Source organism: Mucilaginibacter sp., from assembly GCF_039921305.1.
In the GTDB taxonomy this organism is placed as follows: Bacteria; Bacteroidota; Bacteroidia; order Sphingobacteriales; family Sphingobacteriaceae; genus Mucilaginibacter.
Genome location: NZ_JBDSCA010000055.1, coordinates 72,121 through 87,676 on the forward strand (window position 1 = coordinate 72,121; position 15,556 = coordinate 87,676).

Annotated in this window: 7 protein-coding genes; all 7 read left to right on the forward strand. The window is 39.7% G+C overall.

Going from position 1 to position 15,556, the window contains the following annotated elements:
• The first annotated feature begins 9 nt into the window (after positions 1-9).
• Positions 10-1,506 carry a RagB/SusD family nutrient uptake outer membrane protein gene (locus ABIN91_RS17020; RefSeq protein WP_348052494.1) on the forward strand — a complete coding sequence of 499 codons (1,497 nt, stop codon included), beginning with the start codon at positions 10-12 and terminating at the stop codon, positions 1,504-1,506.
• Positions 1,507-1,535: 29 nt separating this feature from the next.
• Positions 1,536-3,254, forward strand: coding sequence for a fasciclin domain-containing protein (locus ABIN91_RS17025; RefSeq protein WP_348052495.1), 1,719 nt, complete (start codon positions 1,536-1,538; stop codon positions 3,252-3,254).
• A 66-nt stretch (positions 3,255-3,320) separates the two neighbouring features.
• Positions 3,321-4,778: a fasciclin domain-containing protein gene (locus tag ABIN91_RS17030; protein ID WP_348052496.1), complete on the forward strand. Its 1,458-nt coding sequence runs from the start codon at positions 3,321-3,323 to the stop codon at positions 4,776-4,778.
• Positions 4,779-4,791: 13 nt separating this feature from the next.
• Positions 4,792-8,022, forward strand: coding sequence for a SusC/RagA family TonB-linked outer membrane protein (locus ABIN91_RS17035; RefSeq protein ID WP_348052498.1), 3,231 nt, complete (start codon positions 4,792-4,794; stop codon positions 8,020-8,022).
• A gap of 28 nt (positions 8,023-8,050) precedes the next feature.
• Positions 8,051-9,859 (forward strand): RagB/SusD family nutrient uptake outer membrane protein, encoded by a 1,809-nt coding sequence (locus ABIN91_RS17040; RefSeq protein ID WP_348052499.1) that lies wholly within the window; start codon positions 8,051-8,053, stop codon positions 9,857-9,859.
• 338 nt (positions 9,860-10,197) lie between these two features.
• Positions 10,198-13,110, forward strand: coding sequence for a sugar-binding domain-containing protein (locus ABIN91_RS17045; protein ID WP_348052501.1), 2,913 nt, complete (start codon positions 10,198-10,200; stop codon positions 13,108-13,110).
• A 22-nt stretch (positions 13,111-13,132) separates the two neighbouring features.
• Positions 13,133-15,472 carry a glycoside hydrolase family 2 TIM barrel-domain containing protein gene (locus ABIN91_RS17050; protein WP_348052503.1) on the forward strand — a complete coding sequence of 780 codons (2,340 nt, stop codon included), beginning with the start codon at positions 13,133-13,135 and terminating at the stop codon, positions 15,470-15,472.
• Positions 15,473-15,556 lie beyond the last annotated feature (84 nt).

Sequence of the window (15,556 nt, forward strand, 5' to 3'; positions counted from 1 at the left end):
TAAATAAAAATGTATAAAACAATTATTTATAGATCAGTACTTATATTAATGCTTGTGCTTAGTTGCTCATGTAATAAGTATCTAACCCTATATCCGCAGGATGGTATAGTGCGAAATGAATTTTGGCAAAATAAAGAGCAGGTACAATCGGCAATTATTGGTGTTTATTCATCATTAGTGCAAGGTACTTCGGGTTCAACAAGTGATCGCCAGTTAACAGAGTATTTATGGTTGTGGGGCGAGGCCCGTGCAGATAATGTTGTTACAACAGTTAACGCTAATGTTGATGATATTAATTTAACCGCAGGTAACGTATTGTCTACCAATCTTATCACCCAGTGGAAAGCTGTATATCGCACAATTAACCTTTGCAATACAGTGCTTGATTTTGCACCAGGTGTTATGGCTAAAGACCCAACCTTTACACAAGCGAAATTAGACAGTTATTTAGCCGAGGTATTAACCATCAGAAGTTTGATGTATTTTTATCTGGTTAGAACCTTTAGAGATGTACCTCTTAAATTAAAATCAACATCCAGTGATGCTGATCTCATCCAGTTGCCTAAATCGCCGGCGGCTGATGTGTTGAAACAAATCTTAGCTGATTTGGCCACTGCAGAACAAGGTGCTGTATTTACGTATGGCGACAGGGCATCAGATAAAGGCAGAATTACACACTATACAATTAATACTTTACAAGCCGATGTGTATTTGTGGATGGATAATTACCAGGCTTGTATAGATGCCTGTCAAAAAGTTATCGATTCGCACAACTTTGGTTTAGTTGAAGGTAATTCAGGTTTCTTCACTAACCTATATTATAACGGAAACTCAAACGAGGGCATTTTTGAGTTTCAATATGATTCTCAGGTGTTGAATCCGTTTTTTCCAATGTTTTTTCAAAAATCAAGGTATTTAGGTGGCCCAAGTTTGTTGGACACCATGTTCCCGGTTAATTTGCTTGATGATAAAGATGTGGATATCCGTTCAAACGTATCATTCAATACAGGAGGGAGCCAGATATGGAAATTTATAAGTATTGATTATAACTCGGCACGTACTTCCGATATTTCGTACGCGCATTGGATTGTTTATCGTTATGCTGATGTTTTGCTAATGAAAGCTGAAGCTTGCGCACAAGTAGGCCGGGGGCAGGATGCATTGGATATAATTACCCAGATCAGAACCAGGGCGCATGCTTCTATCACCACGCTTGAAACTCCTGATCCGAGTGATGGGGCCGGAATAAGTACTTACGTGTTAGACGAACGTAATCGCGAATTTGCTTTTGAGGGTAAAAGATGGTTTGATTTATTGCGTAATGCTAAACGAAACAACTACGCTAATCTGAATGTTTTAATCAACGCAATATCAGCAAATGCTTCGGCCCAAAACCAGCAAACTATTATAGCCAAGCTTCAGGATCCCAACTTTCATTATTTGCCCATTTTTATTAATGAACTAGTATATGATCCTAACCTTGTTCAAAATCCGTATTACAGATAGTATTTATATAAATTATTAAATTATAAATTATGAAAAGTATAATTAAAAAAAGCACGCTGACCTATGTATTGGCAGTTTGTATTTTGGCAATTAGCTATTTAAGCAGCTGTAAAAAAACTGTTTATCCCTTGTTAGTAAACCCGGGATTAAACATAACAGGCTATTTTGAAGCTAATCCACAATTTTCATTGTTTGATCAAATACTGGAGAAAACAGGTTATGCAGGTTTTTTAGGTGCCTACGGTGCTTATACAGTATTTGCACCTAATAACGATGCTGTTAATGCCTACCTAAAAGGCATGGGTAAAACTACTGTAGACCAAGTGAATATTGATACATTGAAAGACATGGTTAAGTTCCACATCATTCAGGATACCATAACTACCGGTGGTTTTAAGGATGGTAAATTGGCCACACCAACAATATACGGCCAATACATTACAACCGGCGCGGTAAACATTAGCGGTGTAAGCAGTTACATTGTTAACCAGCAAGCTTTGGTTTTGCAAAGTAATATACTTTTAGGCAATGGTATTGTTCACGCTATTGATCATGTGTTAAAACCGGCTAAATTTACAATAGCCCAGTTAGTTGAAAAAAACCCTAAGTACTCCATATTTTATCAGGCACTTAAAGCAACAACTTTTTACGATACTTTAAATGTAGCACCTGCTAATGCAACTAATAAGGCAAGGCCATATTTAACCATGTTAGCAGTTTCTGATTCCGTTTTTAATACTATAGGTATTACAAGTTATGCTACGTTAAAAACCAAATACTCAAACACAGGTAATCCGGCTAATCCTGCCGATAGTTTATATAAATATGTAGCTTATCATATTTTGCCTGAGTTTTCTTTCTTGTCTGATATCATCAGCACACCTTCGCACAATACCCTGGCTCCACAGGAGGTTATTACTGATGCTTTGATAGGAACTACTATTTTGATAAACAACGATACCTTTAATGGTGTGTTAGAGCCTGGCGTACCAGTTGATAGGGCTAATAGTAATATACCTGCAACCAATGGGGTATTACATTCTACAAAGCAAAACTATAAAATTAAGGTACGCTCACCAACACGTGTTGATTGGGATTTGGCCGATCAGCCCGAGTTCCGCTCACAAACTACTATATTCCGCAGGGCTGGTAAAAGCACAGTGGCATATAATGGTCCACTTGCATTTACTAATATAACGATAAACGGTGGTAATATCAGTTATTTTTGCGAATCATCAACAACAAGCAGGTTTTATTGGTGGGATGATGAATTGGTTATTACCAACTTCAGGCCAACAACTGGCCAGATGACCCAGGTGATTTTTAAAACGCCAACCATAATAAAAGGTAAATATAAAGTTTGGTTTATGTGGCGTACATCAACTTCAAAACCCGGTGCCCAATTCTTTTTTGACGGTGGTAATGGTGTACAACAACCCCTTCAAAATATTATCACAGCTTTTACAAATAATATGCCATCCGGGAGTTCTACCGATACTGGACCTGTATTAGAGTCTAAGGGATATAAGCGGTATTCGGCTGCGCCAAATACAGACAATGTAATGATAAGTATTTTGCTTGGGGTAGTTGATGTTCAAACTACCGATAAACACCTATTATATATGAATGCGATTGGAACTGCAGCAGCAGGTTCCATTACTGCAGATATGATACAATTTATTCCGGTTGATCAGGATCAGTTAAACCCAAGATTTAACAGAGATGGTACCTTGTTTACAAAGCCTTAATAATGAAATTGTTACCGCTAAACCTGGTAATACTTTTAATTGACCAAAAACAAAATAAAAATGGTAATGAATAACCAACGAAATAAATATATCCTTTTGTTTACCCTTATTGCAGCTGTTTTTACATCGTGCAAAAACCAATGGGATAGCCACGATACTATTACAGACCCTGCCCTGGGTGTAACCGTATTACAGCAAATAAATAACAATGCCGATTTGAGCAAGTTTAGCCAGTACCTTGCTCAAACAGGATATGATAAGGTAATAGCCGGTTCAAAAACTTTTACAGTATGGGCTCCAACCAATGCCGCCATAACAGCCGCGCTAACTATTGATGCTACCATAGCAACGGATACAGGTAAGTTAAAGCGTTTTGTTGGTAATCATATTTCATACCAGTTATACCCTACCAGTTTACCCCAGCCATCGGTAAGGGTTAAAATGCTGAATGGCAAAAGTATAACATTCACTAAAACCAAGTTTGAAGATGCTAACATTGTATTATCAAACATTTACTCATCAAATGGTTTATTGCATACTATTGATCAGGCAATTATTCCCAAGTTAAACATTTGGGATTATATCAAAAGCCTTACAACAGTTGGCGCTAAACAACGTGCTTATTTGTTGAGCCAAAATTATTTGCATCAGGATACTACAAGAGCAAAGCAAATTGGCGTAGATGCGTTAACCGGTAGGCCAATTTACGATCCAACATCGGCTATTGATACTTTAAACTATTATATCAGTAGTACTCAAAACATAAAAAGTGAGGATAAACAATTTACTTACTTTGTTTTAACCGATGCAGCCTTTGATGCTGAAACCAATAAAGTATTGCCATACTTTGCTACTGCAGTTCCTCAAAGTAGTACATTGCTTGCCAATTATAATGTAACTAAAGATCTGGCTATACCCGGTTTGATTACATTGAACAATTTGCCCGATACCATTATTTCGCCATTTAATGTAAAGGTGCCCATTAACAAAGCCAATATTGTACAAACCTACAATGCAAGTAACGGTATTGTTTATGTAATAAGTAGTGTACCTTACAGATTGAAAGATAAAATTACTCCCATTGTTATTCAGGGTGAAAGTACTATTGGCTTTTCCCGTAGTGATAAAGCCGGTAATATTTTATATCGTACCAAGTTAGATAACAACGGCGTTCCATTTAGCGATATTTTTATTGAAACTAACGGAACCGGTACTTTAACGGCATTATTCTCGGCATTATATTTTGTGCCTAATATGAACTCCGTAAGTTACAAGGTTTACTGGCGTGCAATAAATGATCGTGCGGTAGCTTTCTCTCAACAGCTAAATTTTGGGACCTCTACGGCTGCCACTTTCCCATATACTTTGGTGCCATTATTAAACTACAGCGAAACTTTAATAGGTACGTATACGGTAACCCAATATGGCTCACAATTTATGTTTCTAACTGGTGCCAATAACACAACAAGTGGTACCAACAGCCTATCGCTTGACTATGTTAAACTTATTCCTGTTCTTCCATAACCGATATATAACTATGAACATTTTTACTCAATCGTTTAAAATATTATCGCTTTTTAGTGTTCTTTCGGTGTTATCGGTAACGGTAATGGCCCAAAAAGCCAATAATACGGCAACAACAAAAGCACCTGATTCTGCAGCTATAGCCAGGCAAAATGCTATGGCGCTAAAAGTAAGCGGAACCATCAGGGATGCTGCAACAGGTAAGCCAATATCTGGTGTTAACGTTTCGGTAGTTGATTTTTCGGCTGCTATTACTAACGAAAAAGGAAACTTTACCATAAAGGTTCCATCATACTCAGCAGTGTTAACTATATCAGCGCCAAGCTATCAATCAAAAGAAGTACCACTAAAAGGGCGTAAAACGATATCAACATCATTATACGATGAAAATTTTATATCCGTTTACGACCAGGCAACTATGCCATTTGGCCCTAAACCTATTAACAGTTTAACCAAAGCCGTATCAACAGTAGATACCAAAGGCAGTTGGGAAACATTATCAGAAACTCCGGATAGCTATTTACAAGGCCAGGTAGCAGGTTTGAACGTGGTAAGGCGCTCTGGTACACCCAACATTGGTGCCGATTTATTTTTGCGCGGCTATAACTCATTATACGCAACCAACAAACCTTTAATTATTGTTGATGGGGTTATCTATGATAATGCGCATTATGGTAGTTCGTTAATAGGAGGGCATTACAATAATCCGTTAGCCAATATAGATCAGAATGATATTGAAAGCTATACTATTATTAAAGATGGTGCATCAATATATGGTACGAAGGCTGCTAATGGGGTTATATTAATAACAACAGGGCACAGTAAAGATCTGGCTACTAAAATTGATTTCGGAATTTACTCCGGATACAATTTTAAACCTAAAGAAATGCCGGTTTTAGGTGCTAACGATTTTAGGGTTTACCTTTCGGATATGCTAAAATCAAGCGGACAAACTGATGCGCAGATACAAGCGCAGCCTTACATGAATGATAATATTAACAGTGGTACCTATTATAACTATCATAACAATACCGACTGGCAAAAAGATGTATTAAAAAACAGTTTAACCCAAAATTATTATTTAAGGGTATCTGGTGGTGATGATATTGCCCGGTATACACTTTCGTTAGGTTATGCTAATGATGGGGCGGTAACAGATAACACTTCGTCGCAAAAATACAATACACGTTTTAACGCCGATTTAAATTTAAGCAAGAAGTTTAGCATTGGCGCTAACGTTTCGTTTACTTATAATGAGCAGCACTTGTTTGATCAGGGTGTTTCCCCAAAATCAAATCCGATCTTCTTGAGTCAGGTTAAGGCTCCGTTTGAGCGCCAACATCAGGTAAATGGTGTAGGTTCAGAATCTCCAAATTACGAAAACCTCGATATATTTAATGTTGGTAACCCGTTGTCAATTATTGATACGGCTCAAAATGTAGCTAAAACATATAGGTTTTTAGGCGCCATCAATTTTAAATTTAAGTTTAATAAATACTCTTCATTACAATCAGTATTTGCAGTAACTTATGATAAAGCCAGAGAGAGTACATTTTTACCACGTGCCGGTGTATTGCCCGATACCCTTGGTTCGGTAGCTGTTAATGGCAAAAATGCAATTTTATATAGCCGTTTAGGTAGCCAGGTACAACGTTTATTCAGTTTGTATAATGATACCCATTTTAGTTATGATAGGGTGTTTAGCCGTATTCATCACATAACCGCTAATGTTGGTGTAAGATATCTGGATAACCAGAGTAATGTTAATGTAACGCGCGGCTATAACTCGGCTACCGATCAATTTATAAGCGTGGGTACCGGTGTTAATGCCCTACGTACAACAGGCGGCGAGTTAGGTGATTCAAATTGGTTAAATACTTACTTAGGTATTGATTATCAACTGCTTAATAAGTACTTCTTCTCTTACAATATGGCTGTTGATGGCTCGTCAAAATTTGGCACTCAAATACCAAATACGCTATCAATTAATGGTGTTAAGCTGGCGGTATTGCCATCTTTATCAGCAGGTTGGTTAATATCTTCAGAAAAATTTATGTCAAACATCAACTTTGTTGAATTACTTAAATTACGTGCCAGCTATAGCTTAACCGGTAATGATGATATTGGCAATTACACTGCAAGGCAGTACTATGTATCACAAAATTTATTAGGTCAGGAAGGTTTGGTGAGGGGTAACATTGGCAATGCTAATTTGCAATGGGAATCAAATAAAAAGGCAGATATAGGTATTGATGCGTCGCTTTTAAACGAAAGATTGGCTATAACTTTTGATGTTTATCAAAACAATACATCAAATATGCTTATTAACGAGCCGCAAGCGGCGGCATCTGGTTTTACCTTTGCGGTAACCAATAGCGGTGGTATGCGTACCCAGGGTATTGAATTAGGAGTAAATTACAGAATAGTTAACCACTCTCAATTTAAATGGGATGCAGGTTTTAACATTTCTAAATATCGCAACAAAATAACCCAGCTACCTAATAACAGCATGACCACTAATTTTGCAGGAGCTACCATATTAACCCAGGTAGGCTTGCCGGCTAATTTATATTATGGTTACAAAACAAATGGTATTTATGCCTCTAACGCCCAGGCCGTAGCTTCGGGAACAAAAGAGGTAGTATCAGGCGGGTTAATAGCTACCCCACAAGGTGGTGATGTTAGGTTTGTAGATATCAATGGCGATAATATTATTGATTCGCAAGATAGGCAGGTGATTGGTAACCCAAATCCCGATTTTACCGGTGCTTTAAACTCAACACTTACCTACAAAAGGGTTTCGTTTAGCGCGTTATTTACGTTTAGCAAAGGGGGCCAGTTATTTAATTATGTGAGGCAGCAATTAGAGTCGCAAAAGAATTTCTATAATCAAACCCCATATGTTTTAAACCGCTGGAGGGTTGACGGACAAGTTACCAACGTACCAAGAGTTTCTTATGGTGACCCGATAGGTAACTCCCGCTTTTCTGACAGATGGATAGAAGATGGTTCATACATTCGCCTTCGTACACTATCAGCAAGCTATAATTTACCTGTAAATGGCAAACGTGGTATTAAAGGCATTAAATTATATGCTACAGGTAATAACCTGCTTACTTTTACAAAATACTTAGGCTACGATCCTGAATTTAGCGCTACCGAAAGCGTGCTTACACAAGGTATAGATACAGGTTTGGAGCCTGTGTTTAAATCGGTACAAATAGGAGTGAGGTTAAGTTTATAATTTGAATAACAGAGAATTTAATAATACGATGATGAAGAAAAATATTTACGGAAAGATAGGCCTGGTTATGTTGATGGCCCTAACATCCATCATGTTCTCGTGTAAAAAAATGTTTGATCTGCAACCTAAATCAGAGGTTGATATATCAAACAACTATCAAAACGTATATGATGCCAACTCAGCGGTTATAGGTATATACGGTAAATTAATAGGCATAGCAGAGCAATATGTTTTGCTAAATGAATTACGTGCCGATTTAATGGACGTTACCACCAATGCCGATAAAAGTTTGATCGATTTAAGTCAGCATACGGTAACCGCTGCCAGCAACAATCCATGGGCCGATCCAAGACCTATGTACAGTATTATTCTTAATTGTAATGATGTGCTGTACAATTTTGATAAGATGCGCGCTGATAAAAAGATAACTGATGTTGATTATAACCAACGCTATGCCGATGTTGCTGCGGTGCGCTGCTGGTTATACCTGCAATTAGGGATCCATTTTGGAAATATACCTTATGTTACAGATCCGCTTGTTAACATTGACGATTTAAAAGATGCATCAAAATTTCCGCGTTTAGCCTTTAGCGATCTGTTAACTAAGCTTGTTAATGTTTTAGCGCCACTTCCATACCACGACCCATATGCTGCTGCATCAACTGTAACCAGCGGAGCAAGCTCATCATTAATCGCCACCGTTGATGGCTATAACACCAAATATTTTTTTATACAAAAGAACTATGTTTTAGGAGACCTGTACTTGTGGCAAGGTAACTATAATGCGGCAGCAACAGCTTACAAAGCAGCGCTTGAGTACCCATATATACAAAAAAGGTCGGATAACTTCCCAACCTATAGAATATCTTTTGATCAAACTGCCTTAAATAATGATTTGTTTGTGAGCTATACCCGTTACAAAGGCGATGATATAAACTCTCTTACCAATAGTAACACACAAGGCTGGCGCTCTATATTTGCCCGCCCGCAGGATAGCTTGTTTGATAACGAATGGTTATGGATAATGAACTTTGATTCAAGTTTCCAACCGACAGATCCGTTTGTTGATCTTTTCTCAAACTCAGGTGGCAGGTACTTAGTACAACCATCACAAACCGCGATAGATAACTGGAACAGCCAGAGACAGACCAATGGTTTCCCTTACGATCAACGTGGCAAGTTTAGTTATACCGATCCAACCGGAGCTTATAATAAATTTAATAACCAAAACGTGATCATGAAGAATCTGTACATATACCAGGATGCTGGCGTACAGCATAAATATGGCCGCTGGTTTTTAATGCGTGCAGGTGGCTTAATACTTCGTTATGCCGAAGCTGCGAATCGTGATAACCGCAGCAAAATTGCTTACGCTTTGTTAAATTATGGTATCAGGCAGGTTTTTGATAAGGATTTGGCAAATTATGATGTGCCCAATACCACAGCTAAGGATGTTACTAATAACCAGCAAACATTTGATGTGCCGCCTTATGATTTTGATGCCAGACAAGGCCGTGGCCCGTACCCTGGTTACAGTGCCGATTGGAGTGTTAACGTTGGTATACGGAACCGTGCCAGCTTAACAAATTATCCCGCAACTGCTATGACAGATGTACAAGGCATGGAAGATAAGCTGATACTTGAAGCCGGTTTAGAACTAGCATACGAAGGCCAGCGCTGGCCAGATCTATTACGCATAGCTTTACGCCGTAACGATCCATCGTTTTTAGCTAATAAGGTATTTGATAAATTGAATAAAGATGGTTTCCCGGCACAAGCCGCAGCTGCGCAAGCTAAGTTGATGGCTGGTAATTATTATCTGCCGTTTAACTGGTAAGAGTTTTGAAACTTGGTTAAATATTCCCACTAACTTGTTATAAGCCATCTTTGATTGAAAAATTGAAGGTGGCTTTTCTTATTGTTGCCGATTAAATGGTTTCCTCTAAAGGCATCCAAGCAGGACACTACAGGTTGCCCGTTTCAAATAGATGAGCTAAAATAGTCTTAAATAAAAACGGGGATAAGCCGGTTTTATTAACCAATTACAACTTTATGCCCCGCAAAACAGCTTTAGTTTGTCACTATAACACTTTTTAGTGATGTTGTATAGCAAAGTGATGTTTAATCATGTGTGTTAAAGCATCAATAAATATAGCGAGCGTAGTAAACCATCATATGAGATCAGTTTTTAAATCATATTTTCTACTTTTTTTATCAGCCATTTGGGTAACAATTCTGTTATCAGCTTTTGCCAATGGCAATGAACATTCAATTTCCCTTGCGGGAGACTGGCGGTTTAAAATTGATTCGTTAGATAAAGGTGTGTCCGAAAAATGGTTCGGCAAAGTTTTGGATGATCATATCCATTTACCCGGCTCAATGGCCGAAAACCTACAAGGCAACAACATCACACTAAAAACAAAATGGACGGGCAGTATCTACGATAGTTCTTGGTATTATAACCCGCGTATGGCCAAATACCGCCAGCCGGGTAATATAAAAGTGCCGTTTTGGTTAACACCAGCCAGGCATTATACAGGTGCGGCATGGTACCAAAAAGATGTAACTATTCCGGCTAACTGGAAAGGGCAACGCATTGTTTTAAACCTTGAACGTGCTCATACCGAAACCCATGTTTGGGTTGATAATAAAGAAGTGGGCATGCAAAACACGATGGTGGTAGCCCAGGTGTTTGATCTGACCCCGTTTATCTCGGTAGGCAAACACACCATCACATTACGGATAGATAATCGCATCAAAGAGATCAATGTTGGCCAGGATTCACACAGCCTGACAGATCATACTCAGGGAAACTGGAATGGAGTAGTCGGTAAGATAGAATTGGTAAAAGGATCAAGTACTTATTTTGATGATATACAGGTATATCCCGATCTGAAAAATAAGACAGCGCATATCAAGATCCAGATCAAAAGCCAATTAGCAGGCAATGCAAGCCTTGTGCTTTCGGCGATAAGCTTTAACTCAGCTCAAAAAGCTTCGGTAATTCCTATAACTAAAAGCATAAAGTTAGCCAAAGGCGATAACGCTATTGATATTGACTTGCCAATGGGCGATAGAATACTACCGTGGGACGAATTTAATCCGGCTTTATATAGGCTAAGTGCCAAGCTAATTAGTAGTAATCAAAGCGACGAAAAACAAGTACAGTTTGGAATGCGTGAGTTTAAGGCAGTTGGGAAGCAGTTCCAGATCAACGGTCGCCCGGTGTTTTTGCGTGGTACGGTTAATAACTGTGAGTTCCCGTTAACCGGATACGCCAATATGGATGTACCCGCATGGGAACGTATTTTCAGGATATGTAAGGCGCATGGTTTAAACCACATGCGTTTCCACTCGTGGTGCCCGCCCGAGGCCGCTTTTATTGCTGCCGATAAAGCGGGTTTTTATCTGCATGTGGAAGGGCCAAGCTGGGCCAATCACGGTACATCAATTGGCGATAAAAAACCTATTGACCAGTTTATTTATGACGAGACTGATCGTATGGATAAAGTTTATGGCAATTACGCGTCCTTCTGTATGATGGCTTATGGCAACGAACCACGTGGCAAACAGGTAGAATATCTAACTAAGTTTAATGATTATTGGAAAGCAAAAGATAGCCGCCATTTGTACACAGGTGCATCAGTAGGTGGTAGCTGGCCGGTTATCTTGAATAACGAATACATGGTTAGGGCCGGTAATAACGCCCGCGGTTTAAAATGGGAACTCCAGCCCGAAAGTGTTTCTAATTACGATGAAGATAAGGCTTTCCAGGTTCCATTTGTTGTACACGAAATGGGCCAGTGGTGTGTGTATCCCGATTTTAAAGAGATCAAAAAATACACGGGTGTTTACCGCGCTAAAAACTTCGAACTTTTTCAGGAAGATCTGGGCGACAGGGGCATAGGTGATCAGGCCGAACAATTTCTGATGGCATCGGGCAAATTACAAGCGCTATGCTATAAAAATGAAATAGAGACAGCTTTGCGTTCACCGGGATATGCAGGTTTCCAAATGCTATCATTAAATGATTATCCCGGACAAGGAACTGCCTTAATTGGTGTATTAAATGCTTTTTGGGACGAGAAGGGTTATATCACCCCAGCGCAATTTTCCAGGTTCTGTAATTCTGTAGTTCCATTAGCGCGTATTCCCAAATTTGTATATACCAATAACGAAACCTTTAAAGCCGATGCCGAGCTATTTAATTACGGCGCTACTGCTTTAACCGATAAGAATGTGATTTGGAAAATAACAAATTCCAAAGGCATAGCACTTGCTAAAGGGGGCTTTAACAAGAAAAGTTTTGCTATCGGTAATACTACACCGGTAGGAGCCATCCGTTTTGATTTGAGCAAAATTACCGAGGCATCACAACTAAATCTGGAAATATCAATTGAAGGAACACCTTACATAAACGACTGGGATTTCTGGGTGTACCCTGAAAAACTTCCGGAAGTGAAAAAGACAGATATTTACTACACCACTATATTGGATAAAAAAGCTGAGGATGTTTTAAACTCTGGCGGTAAAGTATTCCTGAATGCTTCGGGTAAGGTGGTTAAAGGTAAAGAAGTGATACAAAGCTTAACCCCGGTTTTCTGGAATACATCGTGGTTTAAAATGAGGCCGCCGCATACGCTGGGTATTTTGTGCGATCCGGCTAATCCGGCTTTAGCTGCTTTCCCAACCAGTTTTCACAGCGATTTGCAATGGTGGGATGCAACCAACAAGGCACAGGTAATGATACTGGAAGATTTCCCGAAGGGGTTTAAACCTATTGTACAGCCAATAGACACCTGGTTTTTAAACCGCCGACTGGCATTTTTATTTGAAGCAAAGGTAGGTAAAGGTAAACTTATCGTATCGAGCCTTGATCTTTCTGCCGAGATCGATGCTACCCGCCCGGCGGCAAGGCAATTGTATTATAGTTTACAAACATACATGCAATCCGCAAAGTTTAACCCGGTTTATGCTGTTGACCTTGCTGTTGTGAAAGATATTTTTGAAACAGGTTCCAAAGAGAAGTTTACTACTTATACCAAAGACAGTCCCGACGAATTAAAGCCGAAACCTAAGAAACCATAAATACAACAATCTATATATTCTGATGATGTTTAAATCTGTAAAAAATATAAGCTTAGGCTTGTTGCTCATATCGTCAATATCTGCGAAAGCCCAAACGCACGATGGTCGCCAAACTTTGTTATTTGATAAAGACTGGGCCTTTGTACAGGCCGATGCCGGCGGAGCAGAAAAAGCCGCCTTTGACGATTCTAAATGGAAACATGTAGATGTTCCGCACGATTGGAGCATTTTAGGGACTATAGACCATAACGCGGAATCGGGCCGTGGCGGTGGTTTTTTACCATCTGGAATTGGCTGGTATCGCAAACGTTTTGAACTGGATGCTGCCTATGCGCAAAAACGTGTTTCCATAACCTTTGATGGCATAATGGCCAATAGCGATGTTTGGATAAATGGTTACCATTTAGGTAAACGCCCTTATGGTTATACTACACTGAATTACGAATTAACCGGGCATGTAAACTTTGGTAAAGGCAAAGTAAATGTGATATCAGTAAAGGCTGATAATACCATTCAGCCAGCTTCACGCTATTATACAGGGGCGGGTATTTATCGCCATGTTCATTTAACGGTTACTGATCCGGTGCATATTGATGCCTGGGGTGTATATGTAACTACGCCTGATGTGAACGAAGATAGGGCAACAGTGCATGTGCAAACTACGGTAGTAAATGAATCCAGAGATAGCAAAACGTTTGCCTTGAAGCCACAATTATTTGATGCAAAAGGCAATATAGTAAGTGGCAAAATTGAATTGGCGAGCTATACAATCGCTGCTGGAAAAACTATAACTATTGACGATGATATACACGTTAACAAACCCGAATTATGGAGTACAAATAACCCGGTATTATATAAAGCGCTTTATCAGATTATAGTTGCCAATAAGGTAGTCGATAATCAAACCACAACCTTCGGCATCCGCGAAGCTAAATTTGACGCAGCGCAGGGGTTTTTATTGAACGGTAAAAAGGTGATGATCAAAGGCGTATGCCTTCACCATGATGGCGGCGCGGTTGGAGCGGCTGTGCCTTTAAGAGTTTGGCAGCGCAGACTGGAGCTATTGAAAGAAGTTGGAGTAAATGGTATCCGTACCTCGCACAACCCGGTGTCGCCAGAGTTTTTAGATCTGTGCGATCAGATGGGATTTTTGGTAATGGATGAGAATTTAGATACCTGGACAGCTAAAAAGCAACATGCCGAAAACGGCTATGGCCAGTTTTTTAACGAGTGGTGGGAGCGTGATACCCGCGATATGGTAATGCGCGACAGGAACCATCCATCTATTGTAATATACAGCGTTGGTAACGAGATCCACGATAGTTTGAACGATTCGGTAGGCTTTAAAAAGTATCGTGATCTGCAAAACCTGGTTCATCAAACAGATGCTTCAAGGCCAGTTACAATGGCCCTGTTCCGCCCGGGGATTTCAAAGGTATATAATAATGGCTTTGCAGCAATAATGGATGTAGTGGGCCAAAACTACCGTGAAAATGAATTGGTTGCCGCGCACGAAGCACACCCAAATTGGAAAGTGATAGGTACCGAAAATGGACATACACAACAAGCATGGCTTGCTTTACGCGATCGCGCTTTTATGGCTGGTCAGTTTTTATGGACGGGAATTGATTACTTAGGCGAAGCCGATTGGCCAAACGTAGTTAACGGTCAGGGTTTATTTGACCGTACAGGCGATTGGCGCCCATTAACCTATCAACGCCAAAGCTGGTGGGCAATTCAGCCGGTAGTACACATTGTGCGCAAGCAAGAAAACGCAGGCGTAGGCCCGGTAGTTGCCGATTGGACACCTACTGACTTTGACACCTACGATGATGCCTGCGTATCTGTTTACAGCAATTGCGATGAGGTGGAGCTGTTTTTAAACGGCAAATCGTTAGGATCAAAACCAAAACCAGTTGATGATTCACCACGCGATTGGAACGTGACCTACGAAAAAGGAACCATTAAAGCAGTAGGTAAAAATAAGGGCAGGGAAGTGACAACAGATGAATTGCAAACCGCGGGTGAACCTGCCGCAGTAATCTTATCTGCTGATAAATCAAAAATAGCTAACGATTGGGATGATGTATCGTACATAACAGCTACGATTGTTGATGCCAAAGGTATCCCTTGTCCTATTGCGGATAAAGTTGTGGTTTTTAGTACAACAGGTGCCGGTTTGGTAGCGTTTACCGATAATGGCTCATTGGCTAATCAGGAAAGCATGACCTCGCCGGAAAGGCACACCTTTAAAGGAAAATGCATCGCTATTTTAAAAGCGAATGCACCTTCGGGCAAAATTATAGTCAAAGCTACAGTTGCCGGCTTGCAAAGTGGCTCGGTTACTATTGATGTTAAATAGAATTATATACAAAATGTCATTGCGAGGTACGAAGCAATCGCGAACAATACAGAGTTAATAAACCAGCTTGCGATCGCTTTATAC

Coding starts and splice junctions, on each gene's coding strand:
- ABIN91_RS17020 (WP_348052494.1), top strand. CDS start 10: ATGTATAAAACAATTATTTATAGATCAGTACTTATATTAATGCTTGTG.
- ABIN91_RS17025 (WP_348052495.1), top strand. CDS start 1,536: ATGAAAAGTATAATTAAAAAAAGCACGCTGACCTATGTATTGGCAGTT.
- ABIN91_RS17030 (WP_348052496.1), top strand. CDS start 3,321: ATGAATAACCAACGAAATAAATATATCCTTTTGTTTACCCTTATTGCA.
- ABIN91_RS17035 (WP_348052498.1), top strand. CDS start 4,792: ATGAACATTTTTACTCAATCGTTTAAAATATTATCGCTTTTTAGTGTT.
- ABIN91_RS17040 (WP_348052499.1), top strand. CDS start 8,051: ATGATGAAGAAAAATATTTACGGAAAGATAGGCCTGGTTATGTTGATG.
- ABIN91_RS17045 (WP_348052501.1), top strand. CDS start 10,198: ATGAGATCAGTTTTTAAATCATATTTTCTACTTTTTTTATCAGCCATT.
- ABIN91_RS17050 (WP_348052503.1), top strand. CDS start 13,133: ATGATGTTTAAATCTGTAAAAAATATAAGCTTAGGCTTGTTGCTCATA.